Annotated in this window: 22 protein-coding genes; 14 read left to right on the top strand and 8 right to left on the bottom strand. The window is 65.4% G+C overall.

Annotated elements, in window-relative coordinates:
- Positions 1-2 precede the first annotated feature (2 nt).
- The 4 genes from P7A97_RS15655 (at position 3) to P7A97_RS15640 (ending at position 2741) form a co-directional block, all read left to right on the top strand.
- Positions 3-482: a hypothetical protein gene (locus P7A97_RS15655; RefSeq protein WP_277690930.1), complete on the top strand. Its 480-nt coding sequence runs from the start codon at positions 3-5 to the stop codon at positions 480-482.
- A gap of 58 nt (positions 483-540) precedes the next feature.
- Positions 541-1263, top strand: coding sequence for a dienelactone hydrolase family protein (locus tag P7A97_RS15650; RefSeq protein ID WP_277690929.1), 723 nt, complete (start codon positions 541-543; stop codon positions 1261-1263).
- A 98-nt stretch (positions 1264-1361) separates the two neighbouring features.
- Positions 1362-2135: a dienelactone hydrolase family protein gene (locus P7A97_RS15645; protein ID WP_277690928.1), complete on the top strand. Its 774-nt coding sequence runs from the start codon at positions 1362-1364 to the stop codon at positions 2133-2135.
- A gap of 129 nt (positions 2136-2264) precedes the next feature.
- The gene (locus tag P7A97_RS15640; RefSeq protein WP_277690926.1) at positions 2265-2741 is read left to right on the top strand and encodes a rhodanese-like domain-containing protein; all 477 of its coding nucleotides are present in this window, start codon (positions 2265-2267) and stop codon (positions 2739-2741) included.
- On the opposite strand, the gene P7A97_RS15635 is transcribed toward P7A97_RS15640, so the two are convergent.
- Both P7A97_RS15635 and P7A97_RS15630 read right to left on the bottom strand, forming a co-directional pair.
- Positions 2686-3024, bottom strand: a complete 339-nt coding sequence (locus P7A97_RS15635) for an EscU/YscU/HrcU family type III secretion system export apparatus switch protein (protein ID WP_277690925.1) — start codon at positions 3022-3024, stop codon at positions 2686-2688. The genes P7A97_RS15640 and P7A97_RS15635 overlap by 56 nt on opposite strands.
- Entirely contained in the window at positions 3021-4568 is a 1548-nt protein-coding gene (locus P7A97_RS15630; RefSeq protein ID WP_277690924.1) for a flagellar hook-length control protein FliK, read from the bottom strand. Before P7A97_RS15630 ends, P7A97_RS15635 begins: the two co-directional genes overlap by 4 nt.
- Positions 4569-4734: 166 nt before the next feature.
- On the opposite strand from P7A97_RS15630, the gene ccmA reads away from it, so the two are divergent.
- Genes ccmA through P7A97_RS15580 form a run of 10 tightly spaced genes read left to right on the top strand, consistent with a single transcriptional unit; the run spans position 4735 to position 11957 of the window.
- Positions 4735-5370, top strand: a complete 636-nt coding sequence (gene ccmA / locus P7A97_RS15625) for a cytochrome c biogenesis heme-transporting ATPase CcmA (protein ID WP_277690923.1) — start codon at positions 4735-4737, stop codon at positions 5368-5370.
- Positions 5367-6038, top strand: a complete 672-nt coding sequence (gene ccmB, locus P7A97_RS15620; protein WP_277690922.1) for a heme exporter protein CcmB — start codon at positions 5367-5369, stop codon at positions 6036-6038. Before ccmA ends, ccmB begins: the two co-directional genes overlap by 4 nt.
- 13 nt (positions 6039-6051) lie before the next feature.
- Positions 6052-6810: a heme ABC transporter permease gene (locus P7A97_RS15615; RefSeq protein ID WP_277690920.1), complete on the top strand. Its 759-nt coding sequence runs from the start codon at positions 6052-6054 to the stop codon at positions 6808-6810.
- A complete protein-coding gene (gene ccmD, locus P7A97_RS15610) occupies positions 6807-6983 on the top strand; it encodes a heme exporter protein CcmD (protein WP_277690919.1) in 177 nt (58 codons plus the stop codon). Before P7A97_RS15615 ends, ccmD begins: the two co-directional genes overlap by 4 nt.
- Entirely contained in the window at positions 6980-7435 is a 456-nt protein-coding gene (ccmE, locus tag P7A97_RS15605; protein WP_277690918.1) for a cytochrome c maturation protein CcmE, read from the top strand. Before ccmD ends, ccmE begins: the two co-directional genes overlap by 4 nt.
- Positions 7436-7446: 11 nt before the next feature.
- A complete protein-coding gene (locus P7A97_RS15600; protein ID WP_277690979.1) occupies positions 7447-9420 on the top strand; it encodes a heme lyase CcmF/NrfE family subunit in 1974 nt (657 codons plus the stop codon).
- A complete protein-coding gene (locus P7A97_RS15595) occupies positions 9417-9950 on the top strand; it encodes a DsbE family thiol:disulfide interchange protein (RefSeq protein ID WP_277690917.1) in 534 nt (177 codons plus the stop codon). The genes P7A97_RS15600 and P7A97_RS15595 overlap by 4 nt, the downstream gene beginning before the upstream one ends.
- Entirely contained in the window at positions 9947-10429 is a 483-nt protein-coding gene (locus P7A97_RS15590; RefSeq protein WP_277690916.1) for a cytochrome c-type biogenesis protein, read from the top strand. Before P7A97_RS15595 ends, P7A97_RS15590 begins: the two co-directional genes overlap by 4 nt.
- On the top strand, positions 10429-11643 hold the full coding sequence (gene ccmI / locus P7A97_RS15585; protein ID WP_277690915.1) for a c-type cytochrome biogenesis protein CcmI: 1215 nt from the start codon (positions 10429-10431) through the stop codon (positions 11641-11643). The genes P7A97_RS15590 and ccmI overlap by 1 nt, the downstream gene beginning before the upstream one ends.
- Entirely contained in the window at positions 11643-11957 is a 315-nt protein-coding gene (locus tag P7A97_RS15580) for a hypothetical protein (protein ID WP_277690914.1), read from the top strand. Before ccmI ends, P7A97_RS15580 begins: the two co-directional genes overlap by 1 nt.
- Before the next feature lie 6 nt (positions 11958-11963).
- Here the strand turns inward: P7A97_RS15580 and P7A97_RS15575 are convergent, their stop codons facing one another.
- The 6 genes from P7A97_RS15575 to hyi form a co-directional block, all read right to left on the bottom strand.
- Positions 11964-12803 (bottom strand): ion transporter, encoded by an 840-nt coding sequence (locus tag P7A97_RS15575; protein WP_277690913.1) that lies wholly within the window; start codon positions 12801-12803, stop codon positions 11964-11966.
- Positions 12804-12859: 56 nt separating this feature from the next.
- Complete coding sequence (locus P7A97_RS15570; RefSeq protein ID WP_277690912.1) at positions 12860-13771, bottom strand: urea transporter; 912 nt, start codon at positions 13769-13771, stop codon at positions 12860-12862.
- Between the two features lie 4 nt (positions 13772-13775).
- Positions 13776-15191 (bottom strand): pyruvate kinase, encoded by a 1416-nt coding sequence (pyk, locus tag P7A97_RS15565; RefSeq protein WP_277690911.1) that lies wholly within the window; start codon positions 15189-15191, stop codon positions 13776-13778.
- Positions 15188-16462, bottom strand: coding sequence for a glycerate kinase (locus P7A97_RS15560; RefSeq protein ID WP_277690910.1), 1275 nt, complete (start codon positions 16460-16462; stop codon positions 15188-15190). Before P7A97_RS15560 ends, pyk begins: the two co-directional genes overlap by 4 nt.
- Before the next feature lie 196 nt (positions 16463-16658).
- Positions 16659-17549, bottom strand: coding sequence for a 2-hydroxy-3-oxopropionate reductase (locus P7A97_RS15555; protein WP_277690909.1), 891 nt, complete (start codon positions 17547-17549; stop codon positions 16659-16661).
- Between the two features lie 15 nt (positions 17550-17564).
- Positions 17565-18347: a hydroxypyruvate isomerase gene (hyi, locus tag P7A97_RS15550; RefSeq protein WP_277690908.1), complete on the bottom strand. Its 783-nt coding sequence runs from the start codon at positions 18345-18347 to the stop codon at positions 17565-17567.
- Positions 18348-18426 lie beyond the last annotated feature (79 nt).

Below are 18426 nucleotides of genomic sequence, written 5' to 3'. Positions count from 1 at the left end.
GTATGAATCACGAAACCTGGGAGCTGCTGTCCTATATCGTCACCGTCGTTGCACTGCCGTTCGCCATCGCTGTGTTCCTCTTCGAGCAGCGCAAGGAGCGCGAGAACGAGGAAGAGGCGATCTGGCAGCAGATTTCCGATGCCTATATCGACTTTCTCGAAGTGGTGCTGGCCAACCCCGATCTGCGCCTGCGCAGCCACAATGCCACGCCTGATCTGAGCGACGAGCAGCGCGAGCGCATGTGGGTGATCTTCGACATGCTCATCTCGCTGTTCGAGCGCGCCTACCTGCTGGCCTATGCAGAAGATATGAGCGACAAGCAGCGCCGCCGCTGGCACTCCTGGGAGGACTACATGCGCGACTGGAGCCGCCGCGAGGACTTCCGCGAGCGTTTGCCACTGTTGTTGCGCGGCGAGGACCCGGGCTTTGCCGCCTATATCCAGGGCCTGGCCGACGAAGAGGCGAAGCATTCTCAAGACTGACCAGTCTTGTCCGTCCACGGCGGGCAATGCCCGCCTTAGCTGAAAACAGGGGGTACATATGAGCCAGATCATCAATCGTGCCGTGCGTTACGAGGTCGGCGGCGAGCCATTCGAGGGGCAGCTGCTGTACGACGACGCCCATGCGCATCCGCGCCCTGGATTGCTGCTGGCGCCGAACTGGATGGGCGTATCGGCCGGGGCCATCGAGATTGCTCAGCGGGTGGCGGAGCGTGGCTATGTGGTGTTCGTTGTCGATCTTTATGGTGCGAGCGTACGCCCGCAGAACCATGACGAGGCGGGCGCGGCAATGATGTCGGTGAAGGGTAAGCCGGCCCTGCGCCAGCGTCTGCAGGCGTCGCTGGCGGCGCTCAAGGCCCAGCCCGGTGTGCCGCTGGACCCCAATCGTCTGGCGATCTTCGGCTTCTGCTTCGGTGGCCACTGCGCCCTGGAACTGGCCCGCGACGGTGCGCCGCTCAAGGCAGCCATCTCCTTCCACGGCACGCTTGATACGGCTAACCCTGCGGACGCCCAGAATATCCAGGGCGCGGTGCTGGTACTGGATGGTGCCGAGGACCCGTTGGTGCCGCGCGAGCAACTGGCAGGCTTCGTCGCGGAAATGAGTGCCGCTGGCGTTGACTGGCAACTGACCAGCTATGGCGGTGCGGCGCATTCCTTCACCGATCCACAGGCCAATGTCCCGGGCAAGATGCAGTACGACGAGAAGGTGTCGCGTCGTGCCTTCGCGGCGATGTATGACCTGCTCGATGAGGTCTTTGCCTGAGAATCCAGTCTGCTCCATGGTCGGCGCGGTGTAATTGCGCATCGCTCTTGTTTAGCGGCTAGTCTTGTCGGCTCCAGCCATCCACATGGACTTCGAGCATGAGCAAGACAATCCTGGCATTAGCTCTCGCCAGCCTGAGCGGCCTCGCCCAGGCTGCGGTCGTCACCAAGGCGGTACCCTACGAGATCGACGGCGAGCCTTATGAAGGCGTGTTGATCTATGACGATGCGATTAAGGAGCCCCGCCCAGGTCTTTTGATGGTGCCGAACTGGATGGGGGTGAACGAACCCTCGGCCAAGAAGGCGGCGAGGGCGGCCAGCGACAAATATGTGGTGTTCATGGCGGACCTGTATGGCAAGGCCATCCGCCCGAGCAACCCGGATGAGGCGAAGGCTGCCGCCACCGCGCTGCGCAGCGACCGGCCGTTGATGCGCAAACGCACCCAGACCGCACTGGACGTGCTCAAGCGCCAGCCCGGCGTGGATGTTGCGCAGTTGGGAGCGATCGGCTTCTGCTTCGGTGGCGGTGCGATTCTCGAACTGGCCCGTGACGGTGCGCCGCTCAAGGGCTTCGTCTCTTTCCATGGCAACCTGGATACTCCCAACCCTGCCGACGCCAAACAGATCAAGGCGCCGGTGCTGGTGTTGCACGGCGCGGATGATCCAGCCGTGCCGCAGGAGCAGGTCGATGGCTTCATTGCCGAGATGAAGGCGGCCAAGGTTGACTGGCAACTGGTCAGCTATGGCGGGGCAGTGCACTCCTTCACCAACCCGCTGGCCAACGTGCCGGGGCGCAATGAATACCATCCGGTGGTCGCTGCGCGGGCGTTCAAGGCCATGAATGACCTGTTTGACGAAGTCTTCGCGCCCTGACTGGCCGCGCGCCTTAATCGCTGCGGTTATTAACTGGTCCCAATCAGGCCCTATTGGTTCCTAACCCAGGTGGATGGGCTGCCTATTCTCAAAGCATGAGCACGGAGCGTGTCCCCTGGGAGGTTCGCCATGCGAGTCGGACTCTTGCTGCTGTTGTGTGTGCTGTTACCCGTGGCCGAGGCGCGCGAGGCGCCTTTGCAGGTGGACGGTGCGGTGACGGTGAATGCACTGCAGGCGCGCCAGCTGTATGAGCACGGCGTACTGTTCATCGATGTGCGGGCGCCGCGCGAGTGGGGCTGGGGGCATGTGCATGGTGCCTTGCACATGGCGCTGGATGGACGTTTCTCCGACCTGGCCGAAGCCAGTTGGCCGCGCAGCATGCCCATGGTGTTGTACTGCGACAGCGAGGTCTGCCCGGACAGCGCAGAGGCTGCGCGGCGCGCAGTGAGCTGGGGCTACCAGCAGGTGTATTACTTCCGCACCGGCTACTTTGCCTGGCAGCTGCTGGATTTCCCCCAGGGCAAAGGGCAGGAAGGCGAGATGTATGCCTTTATTCTGGGGGCGCAGCCAACAGCTGCGGGCCTGACGAGCCCCGGCCTGGAGTGATGTCGCGCTCCTCGTCGCCACCGGCTGGGCGCTTGCCCTTGAGATACCAGGCGAAGGCGATGATCTCGGCGATGGTGCGATACAGCGGCTCGGGGATGGCGTCACCCAGCTCCAGGCGGGCCAGCAGGCGCACCAGTTCGGCATTTTCGTAGATCGGCACTTCATATTCGCGAGCGATGGCGAGGATGGCTTCGGCCAGCTCGTCGTCGCCTTTGGCGGTCAGATTGGGCGCGTTGCTACCGTCGTAGGACAGCGCAATGGCCTGGCAGGGCGGTTTTTTCATGCGGTTTCATCCACCCAGCGTTGTTCCAGGTGGGTTTTCGGTCCTTGTGGCGGCATGCCCTGGCTACAGCTCAGTTCGCCCACCTCCAGGCCTGCGGCCTGCAGCCGTTGGCGCAGGTTGTCCAGTTCAGCGTCGACCAGGCGCGCGGTTTCCGCGCGCTCGGCCCACAACTGGCTGGAGAGGCTGCCGCGCACCAGTTGCGCCTGCACCTGCAGCGGGCCCAGTGGGTCGAGATCGAATGCCAGTTCGATGCGCCACAGGGTTTCCTTCTGCTCCTTGCGGCTTTGAGCCTCGGATTCTTCACGCTGTAGCTTGATCTGCAGCGGCACCACGTCCTGCTGGTTGCGCATCGGCACTTCCAGCTGCCAGGTGGTCAGCAGGTTGCCTTCGGGGGTTATCTGGGTCTGTGCCAGGCTTGCCAGCTGATGGGTCTGCAGACGCGAGACGGCCGCGGCGGCGAGCTTGAGTAGCGTTTCCAGGTCTGCCTCCTGATCCATGGCCTGAAGCAGGCGCGAGGGAAGGGGAAAGCTCATGGCCTGCTGGCGTTGGCTGGGTTGGCCGAGCGAGCCGAGCGCTGTGCGCACGAAGGAGGGTAAGGCCTGGGCCAGCGTGCCGCCAGCGCCCGCCGCGGCTTGCGGGGTTAAGCCCGGCAGATGGGGAAGCAGTTGATTGATCAGACGCAGCAGGTTGGCCTTGAGATCCTGTGGTAACTGCTGAGCCTGCCCGCCCAGCAGCTTGGCTTCGAGAAACACGCCGCTCTGTTGCAGTGCCTTGGTCAACCCGTCAGCTGTGCTCAGCTGCTTGCCATCGGGCAGCAGGCCGAGCAGCTTGTCGATGCTGGTGCGTAGCTCATCGGGCAGGCTCGCCTGGCTTGCCATGCCCTGCAACCCCTTGAACAGGCCTTCGAGGGAGGCCTGCCGGCTCTGCTGGGCGGCCAGCTGCTGGCCGAGTACCAGTTGATCGAGGCGCCCGCTCAGGGGCAGGAAGTTGAGGGCCTGATTGCCCTGTACCTGAGCCGTCAGCAGGCTGCCAACTGGCAAGGGTAGGGCTGTTTCGATGTTGAGTTTGCTGCCGGCCAGGGGCGTGTTGAGCAGATTGACCACGGCGCGGTAGAGCGCCTGCTGTCCACGCAATTGGACGAGCTGCTCGCGGGCTTCGACCTTGCCTTGGATCAGCGTGCCAACGGGCAGTTGCTTCAGATCCAGGCTGCTGAGCAGGCGATTGTCGCCGCCCTGCAGGGCAAGGGCCAGGCGGGTTTCCGACAGCGCGGTCACGGCCAGGGTACTGCCTTGTGCCAGCGGGCGAGGGCTGCTGGCTTGCAGTGTGGCCTGCTTACCGCTTTCCAGCGTGAGCTTGAGCAGCAGTTGAAAGCTCTGCGCCACCGCTTTGGCTTCCAGCACTTCGGCCTGGGCGCTCTGCCCGGCGCTGAGCAGGCCCTCGAGCGGTTGCAGCAGCTTGACCGCCAGATCAGCCGCATTGACCTGCGCCGGCCGCGTGGCTGGCGTGGCCGCAGGGAGCGGACGAGAGCTGCTGATTTCTGCCATGTGCGGGTTACACCCTGTTGAAAAGCCGGCTTCGGAGGGGCAAGGCTGCCATGTATAATGCCGCCCCGTTCGGGCTGGCTAAGCGGTCAACTTGCCTCATCGTAGGCAGGTTTTCAGTATAGCGGCCACCCACCTGCCGACTTGAACCCCTCCGGGACACCATGCCGTGATCAATCCACGCCTCCAAGCCGTAGCCCTCGCCTGTGAGCGGGACTGGCGCCTGTTGTTCGAAGGCCTGGATCTGGACCTTGCCGGCGGCACTTTGTTGCAGGTTGCCGGCCCCAATGGCAGCGGCAAGACCAGTTTGCTGCGCCTGCTGGCCGGGCTCATGCAGCCGACCACCGGTGAGGTGCTGCTCAACGGCAAGCCGCTGGCAAAGCAGCAGGGCGAGTTGGGCCGCAGCCTGCTGTGGATCGGTCACGCAGCAGGCATCAAGGGCCTGCTGACTGCCGAAGAGAACCTGGCCTGGCTCTGCGCGTTGCACCAGCTGGCGCATCGCGAAGCGATCTGGCAAGCGTTGGCCGCCGTCGGATTGCGTGGTTTCGAGGATGTGCCCTGTCACACCCTGTCCGCCGGGCAGCAGCGCCGCGTGGCCCTGGCTCGGCTATATCTGGACGCACCGCCGCTGTGGATTCTCGATGAACCCTTCACCGCCCTGGACAAGCAGGGTGTCGCGCAGCTGGAAGCGCAGTTGGCGGCACATTGCGAGCAGGGCGGTCTGGTCGTCCTGACCACTCACCACACGCTGCAACAGACACCCTCGGGCTACCGAGTGCTCGACCTGGGGCAGCGTGCAGCATGAACAGCGTTTTTCTTCTCCTCCTGGCCCGCGAATCACGCCTGCTCTGCCGCCGCCCAGCGGAGCTGGCCAACCCGCTGGTGTTCTTTGCCATTGTCATCGCCCTGTTTCCGCTGGCGGTCGGGCCGGAGACCAATCTGTTACAGACCTTGTCCCCCGGCCTGATCTGGGTAGCGGCGCTATTGGCCGTGCTGCTCTCGCTGGACGGGCTTTTTCGCAGTGATTTCGAGGATGGCTCGCTGGAGCAGTGGGTCCTTTCGTCGCACCCTTTGCCTCTTCTGGTGCTGGCCAAGGTACTGGCACACTGGCTTTTCTCCGGTCTGGCACTGGTGCTGCTGTCGCCCCTGCTGGCGCTGATGCTCGGTCTGCCGGGGCGTTGCCTGCCGGTGCTGCTGCTCTCGCTGCTGCTGGGCACGCCGATCCTCAGCCTGCTCGGCGCGGTCGGTGCGGCGCTGACGGTCGGTCTCAAGCGCGGTGGCTTGCTACTGGCGCTGCTGATTTTGCCGCTGTACATCCCGGTGCTGATTCTCGGCACCGGGGCGCTGCAGGCGGCCCTGCAAGGATTGCCGGCTGCCGGTCACCTGTTGTGGCTGGCCAGCCTGACCGCCCTGGCGGTCACCCTGACACCCTTTGCCATCGGCGCCGGCCTGAAAATCAGCGTCGGCGAATAACTAAAGAGTCACCGTGATGAGATGGACCTGGTTTCACCAATGGGGTTCGCCCAAGTGGTTCTACGAGCGCAGTGGTCGCTGGCTGCCCTGGCTGGCCGCGGCGGCTGTTGTGTTGCTGGCTGTCGGTATCGTCTGGGGCCTGGCCTTCGCGCCGCCGGAAAAGTACCAGGGCAACAGCTACCGGATCATCTATATCCACGTGCCGGCAGCCTTCCTCGCCCAGGCCTGCTACCTGTTGATGGCGGTGGCCGGCCTGGTTGGCCTGGTCTGGAAGATGAAGCTGGCCGACGTTGCCTTGCAGCAGGCCGCACCCATCGGCGCCTGGCTGTGTTTTATCGCCCTTGTTACCGGCGCGATCTGGGGCAAACCGACCTGGGGCACTTACTGGGTGTGGGACGCGCGGCTGACCTCGATGCTGATCTTGCTGTTCCTCTATTTCGGCATCATCGCCCTGGGCAACGCCATCAGTAACCGTGACAGCGCGGCCAAGGCTTGCGCGGTGCTGGCGTTGGTCGGTGCGGTGAACATCCCGATCATTCAGAAGTCGGTGGAGTGGTGGAACACCCTGCACCAGCCGGCCACCTTCAAGGTCACCGGCAAGGCAACCATGAGCATGGAAATGTGGCTGCCACTGCTCATCTGCGTGCTCGGCTTCTACTGCTTCCTGGGTGCCGTGCTGCTCTATCGCATGCGTACCGAAGTGCTCAAGCGCGAGGCCCGCAGCAGTTGGGTGCGCGCTGAAGTGGCACGCCTGGTGGAGGGTAGAGCATGAGTTTCGAAACCTTCGGCGAGTTCCTTGCCATGGGGCACCACGGCCCCTATGTGTGGTCGGCCTACGGCATTAGCCTGGCTGTTCTGGCCCTGAATGTCGCGCTGCCGATCCTGGCGCGCCGGCGTTATCTGCAAGACGAGGCGCGCCGTTTGCGCCGGGAGAAACAACAGTGAACGCGGTCCGCAAGAAACGTCTGTATATCGTCCTGGCCATTCTGGTGGGTGTCTCCGCCGCCGTGGGCCTGGCCCTGTCGGCGCTGCAGGAGAACATCAATCTGTTCTACACGCCGACCCAGATCGCCAATGGCGAGGCGCCGCAAGATACCCGCATCCGGGCTGGTGGCATGGTGGCCAAAGACTCGGTGAAGCGTTCTGCCGATTCGCTGGACGTCGAATTCGTGGTCACCGATTTCGCCAAGAACGTGACCATCCGCTACCGCGGCATCCTGCCAGACCTGTTCCGCGAGGAGCAGGGCATCGTCGCCCTGGGCAAGCTGAATGCCGAGGGTGTGCTGATCGCCGATGAAGTGCTGGCTAAGCACGACGAAAACTACATGCCGCCTGAAGTGACCAAGGCGCTCAAGGAGAGCGGCAAGCTGCCGGCCGCAGACGAGGCTAAACAATGAATGCCGCGCTGATGATTCCGGAGCTAGGGCATGTGGCCCTGATCCTGGCCCTGTGCCTGGCCATCGTCCAGGCGACCGTGCCCTTGATCGGCGCCTGGCTCGGTGATCGCCAGTGGATGGGCCTGGCCCAGCCGGCGGCCTGGGGCCAGTTCGCCATGCTGGCGTTCTCCTTCGCCTGCCTGACCTGGGCCTTCATGGCGGATGACTTTTCCGTGGCCTACGTGGCCAACAACTCCAACAGCGCCTTGCCCTGGTACTACAAGTTCAGCGCCGTGTGGGGCGCGCACGAGGGCTCGCTGCTGCTGTGGGCCCTGATTCTTGCCGGTTGGACCTTCGCCGTGGCGATCTTCTCGCGCCAGTTGCCAGAGGTGATGCTGGCGCGCGTCTTGGCGGTGATGGGCATGATCAGCATCGGCTTTCTGCTGTTCATGATCGTCACCAGCAACCCCTTCGAGCGCCTGCTGATAGATACCCCGGCTGATGGCCGTGACCTCAATCCGCTGCTGCAGGACTTCGGCCTGATCGTTCACCCGCCGATGTTGTACATGGGCTATGTCGGCTTCTCCGTGGCCTTCGCCTTCGCCATCGCCGCACTGCTCGGCGGCAAGCTGGATGCAGCCTGGGCGCGCTGGTCGCGCCCGTGGACCATCGTCGCCTGGGCCTTTCTGGGCGTCGGCATCGCCCTGGGCTCCTGGTGGGCCTACTACGAGCTGGGCTGGGGCGGCTGGTGGTTCTGGGACCCGGTGGAAAATGCCTCGTTCATGCCCTGGCTGGTCGGTACCGCGCTGATCCACTCGCTGGCCGTGACCGAGAAGCGCGGCGTGTTCAAGAGCTGGACCGTACTGCTGGCCATCGCCGCGTTCTCCCTCAGCCTGCTCGGCACCTTCCTGGTTCGTTCCGGTGTACTCACCTCGGTACATGCCTTCGCCAACGATCCGGAGCGCGGTGTCTTCATCCTGATCTTCTTGCTGATCGTGGTCGGCAGTTCACTGGCACTGTTTGCCGTGCGCGCGCCCGTGGTCAAGAGCCAGATAGGTTTCGCCCTGTGGTCGCGGGAAACCTTCCTGCTGGCCAACAACCTGGTGCTGGTGGTGGCGGCCTCGATGATCCTGCTCGGCACGCTTTACCCGCTGGTGCTGGATGCCTTGACCGGCGCCAAGCTGTCGGTCGGTCCGCCATACTTCAATGCCCTGTTCGTACCGCTGATGGGGCTGCTGATGCTGGTGCTGGCGGTCGGTGTGCTGGTGCGCTGGAAGGACACGCCGGTCAAGTGGCTGCGCGGCATGCTCACGCCGGTGCTGATTGGCGCCGTGGTATTGGGCTTTGTCGCTAGCTGGGTGTTCGGTGATTTCCACTGGAGCGTGCTGGCGGTATTCCTGCTGGCGTTCTGGGTGTCGCTTGCCGGTGTGCGCGACCTGCTCGACAAGTGCCGTCACAAGGGCCTGATCAAAGGTGTGCGCAGCCTGTCCAGCAGCTATTGGGGAATGCAGATGGCGCATCTGGGTATCGCTGTCTGCGCCATCGGCGTCGTGCTGGTCAGCCACAGCAGTGCCGAGCGTGACCTGCGCCTGGCACCGGGGGAATCGCTCGAACTCGGTGGCTATGTCTTCGTCTTCGAGGGCGCCAAGCACTTCGAGGGCCCCAACTTCACCTCGGACAAAGGCACCGTGCGCGTGCTGGAGGACGGCGAGGAAGTCGCCGTGCTGCACCCGGAGAAGCGTCTGTACACCGTGCAGCAGATGCCGATGACCGAGGCCGGCATCGACGCCGGCTTCACCCGCGACCTCTACGTCGCCCTCGGTGAGCCGCTGGAAAATGGCGCCTGGGCCGTGCGTGTCCATATCAAGCCCTACGTGCGCTGGATCTGGCTGGGTGGCCTGATGATGGGCCTGGGCGGGCTGCTGGCGGCCTTCGACCCGCGCTATCGGGTCAAGGTGCGCACCCGCGTGCGTGACGTTCTCGGTCTCAAGGAAGCCGCTGCATGAAACGACTGATTCTGCTGGTGCCGCTGGCGCTATTTCTCGGCATGGCGGCATTTCTCTACAAGGGCCTGTTCCTCGACCCGCAGGAGTTGCCTTCGGCGCTGATCGACAAGCCGCTGCCGAGCTTCAGCCTGCCGGACCTGGAAGCGCCGCAGACGCTGATTACCCAGGCTGACTTCAAGGGCCCTGCGCTGATCAATGTGTGGGCCACCTGGTGCCCGACCTGCAAGGCCGAGCACCAGATGCTCAACAGCCTGGCCAAGGCCGGCGTGACCATCTACGGCGTCAACTACAAGGACGACGCCGATGCTGCACGCCAATGGTTGAAGGATTACCTCGATCCGTACCAGCGCACCCTGATCGATGCCAAGGGCAGCCTGGGCCTGGACCTGGGCGTGTACGGCGCGCCGGAGACCTTCCTGATCGATGCCCAGGGCATCATCCGTCACAAGTACGTGGGGGCCATCGACGAGCGCGTCTGGCGTCAGGAGCTGGCGCCGCGTTACCAGGCGCTGCTGGAGGAAAAACAGTGAAGCGCCTGTTGCTTGCCTGTCTGCTGGGCCTGAGCCTGATCGGCGTGGCCCGTGCCGCCATCGACACCTATGAGTTCAGGGACGAAGTGGAGCGCGAGCGTTTCCGTAGCCTCACCGAAGAACTGCGCTGCCCCAAGTGCCAGAACCAGAATATCGCCGACTCCGATGCCCCCATCGCCACCGACCTGCGCCGCGAGATCTATCGCATGCTGGACGAGGGGCGCAGTGATAAGGAGATCGTCGATTTCCTGGTCATGCGCTACGGCGACTTCGTGATGTACAAACCACCGCTGGACAGCCGTACCTGGCTGCTCTGGTACGGGCCTTTCGGCCTGCTGGGCGTAGGTGCCGTGATGCTCTGCGTGTTGGTGCTGCGCCGGCGCAAGGTCGAAGCGGCCCCCGAGCAGGCGGCTTTGAGTCGTGCCGAACGTGAGCGCCTGGACGCTCTGCTGAAACAAGACCGGGATACCCAAGACTGATGATCGAATTCTGGCTCGCCGTCGGCCTGTTGCTGCTGGTCGGCACGGCTTTTCTGCTGATTCCCGTGCTCCGTGGCCGCCGTGCCCAGGCCGAAGAAGACCGCACCGCACTGAACGTGGCCCTGTACCAGGAACGTTTGGCAGAACTCACCGCGCAGCGTGACGCAGGCACCCTGACCGCCGAACAGTTCGAGGCTGGCCAGGCGGAGGCCGGTCGTGAGCTGCTGGCCGACACAGAGGCCAATGGCCCGAGCCGTTCACGTCGGCTTGGCAAGGCGCTGCCGCTGCTGGTCGCCCTGGCTGTGCCGGGCCTGGCTTTCGGCCTGTACTGGCACTGGGGCGCCAGTCAGCAAATTGCCTCCCTTGGCCAGCAGCCGAGCATGGAACAGATGACCGTCCGCCTGCAGCAGGCCGTGGCGCAAAACCCGGACTCCGCCGAGGCCTGGTATTTCCTCGGGCGCATGCAGATGGGCAATGGTCGGCCTGCCGAGGCCGCCAAGGCTTATGAGCAAGCCGCACGTCTGGCGGATCGCGCGCCCGAGCTGCTCGGGCAGTGGGCCCAGGCGCTGTACTTCGCCAACGGCAAGCAGTGGAACGCGCAGATGCAGGCGCTGACCGATGAAGCCCTGAAGGCGGATCCGGCGGAAACCACCAGCCTGGGTCTGCTTGGCATTGCCGCCTTCGAAGACGAGCGTTTCAGTGACGCCGTGGACTACTGGCAGCGCCTGCTGGCGCAGATGCCGGCAGATGACCCGGCGCGAGAGTCCATCCAGGTTGGAATCGATCGTGCGCGTGAACAGGCTGGCCAGCCGGCACAAGCGGCAATGCCCGAGCCGGCGACGCAGCCCGAGGTGGTGAACAAGTCGATGGCGGCGATAAAGGTCACGGTCGACCTGGCTCCTGAGGTCAAGGCCAAGGTAGAGCCTGGCGACAGCGTGTTCGTTTTCGCTCGCGCCGCGTCTGGCCCGCCCATGCCGCTGGCGGTCAAGCGCCTGACGGTGGCCGATCTGCCGGCGACGGTGGAGCTGAGCGATCAGGACGCGATGATGGAGCAGCTCAAGCTCTCCAGCTTCCCGCAGGTGCAACTGGCGGCGCGTATCTCGCGCAGCGGCGTGGCGACCCAGGGCGAGTGGATCGGCCGCGGTCAGGCGATTCCCAGCAGCACGAAGGAAGCTCAGCAGTTGCTGATCGATAGCCCGGAACAGGCACAGTGATGCGCGCCGCGCTGACGCTGTTGGGGCTGCTGGCACTGGCGGGCTGCTCGCTACAGCCGCAGCTGCCGGATCGGGGCGAGCCGGTGCGCCAGCAGAGCCACCCGCGCTATGCGCCGCCGCCCGGCGGCAATGCCTACTGGGACCCGAGCCTGGGCGTGTATGTGCTGCAGGGCAGCCATAAGGTCTATTACCGCGAGCGCGTCTACTACCGCTGGAACCCTGGCTGGAGCTGGGCCAGTAGCCCACAGGGCCCCTGGCAGCCGACCGACAGCAGTGGTGTGCCGGCGGGGCTTGGGCGCAGCTTCAGCTACTGATCGGCATCACTGCGTCGTATCACTCTGGCGCGGATACAAGGGATTGCCGCAACGGTCGCAGAAGGCGGCGTTGGGTTCGTGCTCGACCTTGCTGCAGCTGGGGCAGGGGCGGCGCAGGCGGCCGTGCTCGCGCATGGCGTTGGCCAGTTCGGCGCCGAAGATGCCGGTGGGCACGGCGATCACCGAGTAGCCGGTGATCATCACCAGCGAGGCCAGCGCCTGGCCCAGCGGGGTTTGCGGCACCACATCGCCGAAGCCCACGGTGGTCAGGGTGACGATGGCCCAGTAGATGCCCTTGGGGATGCTGGTGAAGCCGTGCTGCGGCCCCTCGATCACGTACATCATGGCGCCGAACACCGTGACCAGCGTGGCGATGCTGACGAAGAACACGATGATCTTCTGCTGGCTGCCGCGCAGCGCGGTGAGCAGGAAGTTGGCCTGCTTCATGTACGGGCTCAGCTTGAGCACGCGGAACACCCGCACCAGACGCAGGGCACGCACCACCATCAGGTACTGGCCACCGTCGTAGAACAGGCCGATGAACGCCGGCAGGATGGCCAGCAGGTCGATCAGGCCGAAGAAGCTGAAGGCGTAGCGCAGCGGCTTGGGCGAGCAGTACAGACGCAGGCCGTATTCGACGGCGAACAGCGCGGTGAACACCCACTCGATGCTGAACAGCCAGACGCCGTACTGCTGGTGAATGCTCTGGATGCTGTCCAGCATCACCACCACCAGGCTGGCCAGGATGCAGGCCAGCAGCCAGTTGTCGAAGCGCTGTCCGGCCGGCGTATCGGTGTGGAAGATGATGATGTAGAGACGCTCGCGCCAGCTGTGCGGCTGATCCATGGTGCCTGTTCCTTGTGCTCGAAAACCCTGCGCCGGATGGGCGCAGGGGTACAAGCCTAGGGAATGCGTCGCGACTCTGGCAAGGGCGCGCAGCCCGTGGCGGCGCGGCGCAGCAGACGGTCGCTGGCCAGCACCAGCCAGCAGGCGAGGATGAACGGCATGGTCAGCGGCGCCAGGCCCAGGGCGCTGAAGCCCGGTTGCAGCACCAGGCTAAGCAGCAGCGCGGCCAGCGGCGCCCAGGGACGGCGATAGAGCTGGGTCAGGGCGACGACGGCCAGTACCGGGCTGTACCCGAGCAGGCCCTGCAGCACCACAGGCGAGGCGGGGGCATTGAGCAGCGCCAGGGCCACCGGCAGCGCGGCGGCGGCCAGCGCCCAGGTCGCGGCGCGCGGCGCGTTGAGAAACAGGCCGACCAGCAGGCATAGCCCGGCCAGCGGATGGTCGAGAAAGATCACCTGGCCCAGACCGCGCAGGGTCGCTTCGACGAACGCCTGCCAGCCGCTGTCGACCAGCGCCACGGGCGGCGCAGCGGGCACCAGGGGCAGCTGCAGCAGGCTGACCAGCCCCGGCAGCGCCCAGCCGCACAGCACGAACGGCAGGGTATAGGCAGGCAGCCAGCGGCGTTCGCGCAGGGCCTGCATCCAGGGCTTGAGCATCAGGCAGGAGGCCCCGGCCAGGGTCACCACCAGCAGTGGCAGCAGGGGCGTCCAGGCCAGCTTGAGGCTCAGCAGCAGGCCGATCAGTGCGCCGTTGTAGCCGTACAGGCCGATGTCGATATCGGCCTGGGCGTAGCCGCGCCGCTGCGCCACCAGGTTGCCGGCCAAGGCACCGAGCAGTGCATCACCGAGCAGGTTGGGTGCCCCGACCAGCAGCGCCAGCAGCACCGCCAGGCCGAAGCCCGGGCGCTGCTGCAGGAAGATCTGCGCGAAGGCGCAGAGCAGGGCGCGAAAGCCGCTGGCCAGGACCATGGCATCAGCCGAGCTGCTCGATGCGCAGCAGGTTGGTGCTGCCGGGCTGGCCCAGCGGCACGCCGGCGGTGATCACCACGGTATCGCCAATCCCGGCGAAGCCCTGGCTGCGGGCGATCTCCAGCGCGGTGCTGCTGACTTCATCGATCTTGCCCAGGCGCGCGTTGATCACCGAGTAAATGCCCCAGGCCACGGTGAGCTTGCGCGCCACCTCCAGGCTCGGCGTCAGGCTGAGGATCGGCGTCTTTGGCCGCTCACGCGAGGCGCGCAGGCTGGAGGCGCCGGACTCGGTGTAATTGACCAGGGCGGCGACCGGCAGGATCGCGCTGATCCGGCGGATGGCGCAGCTGATGGCGTCGCTCGCCGTGGCCTCGGCCTGCGGGCGTGCGACGTCGAGCTGGGCCTGGTAGTCCGGGCCGTTTTCCACCTGGCGGATGATCTTGCTCATCATCTGCACGGTTTCCAGCGGGTAGTCCCCGGAGGCGGTCTCGGCCGACAGCATCACGGCATCGGCGCCTTCGGCCACGGCGTTGGCCACGTCGGTGACCTCGGCTCGGGTCGGGGCGGGGGAGAAGCGCATGGATTCGAGCATCTGCGTGGCCACCACCACCGGCCGGCCGAGCTGGCGGCAGACGCGGACGATGTCCTTCTGGATGCGCGGCACGTTCTCCGCCGGCACTTCCACACCGAGGTCGCCGCGGGCCACCATGATCGCGTCGCACAGGCGGGCGATGGCTTCGACGTGCTGCACCGCCGAGGGCTTCTCGATCTTGGCCATCAGCGCGGCCTTGTCACCGATCAGCGCGCGCGCCTCGATGATGTCTTCCGGACGCTGGACGAAGGACAGCGCCACCCAGTCCACGCCCAGCTCCAGACCAAAGGCCAGGTCGGCGCGGTCCTTGGCGGTCAGCGGCGACAGCTGCAGCACCGCTTCCGGCACGTTGACGCCCTTGCGGTCGGACAGCTCGCCACCGGCGATGACGATGGTGTCGATGGCATCGGCATGCTTGGCGGTCACTTCCAGGCGCAGGCGGCCGTCATCCAGCAGCAGGCTCATGCCCGGCTCCAGCGCGGCGATGATTTCCGGATGCGGCAGGTTGACCCGCACGTCGTTGCCCGGCGTGGCGTCGAGGTCGAGGCGGAAGGCCTGGCCCTTGAACAGCTGGGTCTTGCCGCCGGCGAAGCGACCGACCCGCAGTTTCGGCCCCTGCAGGTCCATGAGGATGCCGACCGGGCAGCCGAGCTGACGCTCGACCTCGCGCACCCACTGGTAGCGCTGGGCGTGGTCGGCGTGTTCGCCGTGGCTGAAGTTGAGGCGGAAGATGTTCACCCCGGCTTCGACCAGCTGGCGAATGTCGTCGATGCCTTTTACGGCCGGGCCGAGGGTGGCAAGAATCTTGGCTTTCTTGTTCGGAGTCATTGGGCAGAGGCCTCGAGGATCAGAATGGCGCGGAAGTCGTTGACGTTGGTACGGGTCGGGCCGGTGACCACCAGTTCGTCGAGTGCGGCGAAGTAGCCGTAGCCGTTGTTGTTGGCCAGTTCGGCCTCGGCATCCAGCTGCTGCAGGCCGGCCCGGGCGAAGCTATAGGGCGTCATGATGGCGCCGGCATTGTCTTCGGAGCCGTCGATGCCGTCGGTGTCGCCGGCCAGCGCATAGACGCCGGGCAGGCCCTTGAGGCAGGCGGTGAGGCTAAGCAGGAATTCGGCGTTGCGCCCGCCGCGGCCGTTGCCGCGCACGGTGACGGTGGTTTCGCCGCCGGAAAGAATCACGCAGGGTGGCTTGATCGGCTGGCCATGCAGCACCACCTGACGGGCGATGCCGGCGTGTACCTTGGCCACCTCCCGCGACTCGCCTTCCAGGTCACCGAGAATCAGCGGGGTGAAGCCGGCTTCGCGGGCGCGTTCGGCGGCGGCGTCGAGCGACTGTTGCGGCGTGGCGATCAGCTGGAAGTGGCTGCGCGCCAGGCACGGATCGCCCGGCTTGACCGTTTCCGAGCGCGGGTCCTGCAGCCAGGCGCGCACGTTGGCCGGAATGTCGATCTGGTAATGCTCGAGAATCGCCAAAGCTTGCGCTGAGGTGGTCGGGTCGCCGACGCTGGGGCCGGAGGCGATGACCGTGGCTTCGTCGCCGGGCACGTCGGAAATCGCGTAGGTGTAGACGCTGGCCGGCCAGCTGGCCTTGGCCAGGCGACCGCCCTTGATCGCCGAGAGGTGCTTGCGCACGCAGTTCATTTCATCGATGGCGGCGCCAGAGCGCAGCAGCGCCTTGTTGATCGCCTGCTTGTCGGCCAGGGAGATGCCCTCGGCCGGCAGGGCCAGCAGGGAGGAGCCGCCGCCGGAGAGCAGGAAGATCACCTTGTCGTCTTCGCTGAGGTTGCTGACCAGCTCAAGCACACGGCGGGCGACGCGCTCGCCGGCATCGTCCGGCACCGGGTGGGCGGCCTCGACCACTTCGATCTTGCTGCAGTCGGCACCGTGCTCGTAGCGGGTCACCACCAGGCCGCTGACCTCGCCCTGCCACTCGCGTTCGATCACCGCGGCCATGGCTGCAGCGGCCTTGCCGGCACCGATGACGATGACCTTGCCGCTGCGGTCGGCGGGCAGGTGGTCGGCCAGAACCTGATCGGGATGGGCGGCGGCGATGGCGGTGGCGAACAGGTCGCGCAGCAGGCGTTGCGGGTCGATGGTCATCTCGGGATCTCTTGTTGTGCAGGCCGATTCCATTGCACAGCCGTCGCGCACGGCAGCTGTGCAATGGAATCGACCAACCTGGCCCTTGGGCCGTGACTCCGCAGGCCAGGAAGGTCGATAGGGTGGGCGGAGCAGCTCGTCAGTCGGCGTGGGAGCGGCTTCAGCCGCTCCCACAACCTTCCGAAAGGACTGGCTCTTATTCGCCGCGAATATTGAAGTTGGCCATGTGCTCCAGGCCCTTGATCAGCGCGGAGTGGTCCCAGTTGCTGCCACCGATGGCCGCGCAGGTGCTGAACACCTGCTGAGCGTTGGCGGTGTTGGGCAGGTTCAGGCCCAGCTCCTTGGCACCGGCCAGGGCCAGGTTGAGGTCCTTCTGGTGCAGGCTGATGCGGAAGCCTGGGTCGAAGGTGCCCTTGATCATGCGCTCGCCGTGTACGTCGAGGATCTTCGAACCGGCGAAGCCACCCGAAAGCGCCTCGCGCACCTTGGCCGGATCGGCGCCGTTCTTGGCTGCGAACAGCAAGGCTTCGGCGACGGCCTGGATGTTCAGGGCGACGATGATCTGGTTGGCGACCTTGGCGGTCTGGCCGTCACCGTTGCCGCCGACGCGGGTGATGTTCTTGCCCATGGCCTGGAACAGTGGCAGGGCGCGTTCGAAAGCGTTCGGGCAGCCACCGACCATGATCGACAGGGTGGCGGCCTTGGCGCCGACTTCGCCGCCGGACACCGGGGCGTCCAGGTAGGCGGCGCCGGTGGCCTTGATCTTCTCGGCGAAGACTTTGGTCGCGGTCGGCGAAATGGAGCTCATGTCGATCACTACCTTGCCGGCACCGACACCTGCGGCGACGCCGTCGGCGCGGAACAGCACGTCTTCGACCTGCGGGGTGTCCGGCACCATGACGATGATGAACTCGGCTTCCTGCGCCACTTCGCGCGGGTTGGCCAGGCCGATGCCGTTGTCGCCGATCAGCTCAGCCGGCGCTTTTTCGAAGTGCTCGGAGAAGAACAGGGTGTGGCCTGCGTTCTGCAGGTTCTGCGCCATGGGTTTGCCCATGATGCCGGTACCGATGAATCCGATCTTGGCCATGTGAAAGTCCTCTTGTTAGATGGCGTTATGCGTCTTCAGCCAGCCGAGGCCGGCGGCAGTGGTGGTCTTGGGCTTGTATTCGCAGCCAACCCAGCCCTGGTAGCCGATGCGGTCCAGGTGCTCGAACAGGAAGCGGTAGTTGATCTCGCCGGTGCCCGGTTCGTGGCGGCCCGGGTTGTCGGCCAGCTGCACGTGGTTGATCGCGGCCAGGTTGCCTTCCATGGTGCGGGCGAGATCTCCTTCCATGATCTGCATGTGGTAGATGTCGTACTGCAGGTACAGGTTGGCGCTGCCCACGGCCTCGCGGATTTCCAGGGCCTGCTGGGTGGTGTTGAGGTAGAAGCCCGGGATGTCGCGGGTGTTGATCATCTCCATGACCAGGCGGATACCGGCGGCCTCCAGCTTGCCCGCGGCGTACTTGAGGTTGTCGACGAAGGTCTGCTTGATGGTCGTGCAGTCGTAGCCCTGCGGGCGGATGCCGGCTAGGCAGTTGATCTGCCGGTTGCCCAGCACCTGGGCGTAGGCGATGGCCTTGTCCACGCCGGTGCGGAATTCCTCGACGCGGCGTGGATCGCAGGCGATACCGCGCTCGCCGGCAGCCCAGTCGCCCGCAGGCAGGTTGAACAGCACTTGTTCCAGCTTGTTGGCGTCGAGCTGAGCCTTGATCTGCTCGGCCGGGTAGTCGTAGGGGAACAGGTATTCGACACCGCTGAAGCCGGCTTCGGCGGCGGCGGCGAAACGGTCCATGAAGTCCACTTCGGTGAACAGCATGGACAGGTTGGCGGCAAAACGGGGCATGTCACGGCTCCTTGGTTTGTCTCCCTCTCCCCCGACTCATCTAGAGAGCAGGGAGAGGGGCTGGGGGAGAGGGGTGATA

The sequence above is a fragment of the Pseudomonas sp. GOM6 genome, assembly GCF_029537485.1.
Classification (GTDB): domain Bacteria; phylum Pseudomonadota; class Gammaproteobacteria; order Pseudomonadales; family Pseudomonadaceae; genus Aquipseudomonas.
This window is presented reverse-complemented; position numbering and strand designations above follow the sequence as displayed.

Excerpts from the sequence above, each read along its gene's own strand:
- P7A97_RS15655 (WP_277690930.1), top strand. The coding sequence starts at position 3 with ATGAATCACGAAACCTGGGAGCTGCTGTCCTATATCGTCACCGTCGTT.
- P7A97_RS15650 (WP_277690929.1), top strand. The coding sequence starts at position 541 with ATGAGCCAGATCATCAATCGTGCCGTGCGTTACGAGGTCGGCGGCGAG.
- P7A97_RS15645 (WP_277690928.1), top strand. The coding sequence starts at position 1,362 with ATGAGCAAGACAATCCTGGCATTAGCTCTCGCCAGCCTGAGCGGCCTC.
- P7A97_RS15640 (WP_277690926.1), top strand. The coding sequence starts at position 2,265 with ATGCGAGTCGGACTCTTGCTGCTGTTGTGTGTGCTGTTACCCGTGGCC.
- P7A97_RS15635 (WP_277690925.1), bottom strand. The coding sequence starts at position 3,024 with ATGAAAAAACCGCCCTGCCAGGCCATTGCGCTGTCCTACGACGGTAGC.
- P7A97_RS15630 (WP_277690924.1), bottom strand. The coding sequence starts at position 4,568 with ATGGCAGAAATCAGCAGCTCTCGTCCGCTCCCTGCGGCCACGCCAGCC.
- ccmB (WP_277690922.1), top strand. The coding sequence starts at position 5,367 with ATGAACAGCGTTTTTCTTCTCCTCCTGGCCCGCGAATCACGCCTGCTC.
- ccmD (WP_277690919.1), top strand. The coding sequence starts at position 6,807 with ATGAGTTTCGAAACCTTCGGCGAGTTCCTTGCCATGGGGCACCACGGC.
- P7A97_RS15600 (WP_277690979.1), top strand. The coding sequence starts at position 7,447 with ATGATTCCGGAGCTAGGGCATGTGGCCCTGATCCTGGCCCTGTGCCTG.
- P7A97_RS15595 (WP_277690917.1), top strand. The coding sequence starts at position 9,417 with ATGAAACGACTGATTCTGCTGGTGCCGCTGGCGCTATTTCTCGGCATG.
- ccmI (WP_277690915.1), top strand. The coding sequence starts at position 10,429 with ATGATCGAATTCTGGCTCGCCGTCGGCCTGTTGCTGCTGGTCGGCACG.
- P7A97_RS15580 (WP_277690914.1), top strand. The coding sequence starts at position 11,643 with ATGCGCGCCGCGCTGACGCTGTTGGGGCTGCTGGCACTGGCGGGCTGC.
- P7A97_RS15575 (WP_277690913.1), bottom strand. The coding sequence starts at position 12,803 with ATGGATCAGCCGCACAGCTGGCGCGAGCGTCTCTACATCATCATCTTC.
- P7A97_RS15570 (WP_277690912.1), bottom strand. The coding sequence starts at position 13,771 with ATGGTCCTGGCCAGCGGCTTTCGCGCCCTGCTCTGCGCCTTCGCGCAG.
- pyk (WP_277690911.1), bottom strand. The coding sequence starts at position 15,191 with ATGACTCCGAACAAGAAAGCCAAGATTCTTGCCACCCTCGGCCCGGCC.
- P7A97_RS15560 (WP_277690910.1), bottom strand. The coding sequence starts at position 16,462 with ATGACCATCGACCCGCAACGCCTGCTGCGCGACCTGTTCGCCACCGCC.
- P7A97_RS15555 (WP_277690909.1), bottom strand. The coding sequence starts at position 17,549 with ATGGCCAAGATCGGATTCATCGGTACCGGCATCATGGGCAAACCCATG.
- hyi (WP_277690908.1), bottom strand. The coding sequence starts at position 18,347 with ATGCCCCGTTTTGCCGCCAACCTGTCCATGCTGTTCACCGAAGTGGAC.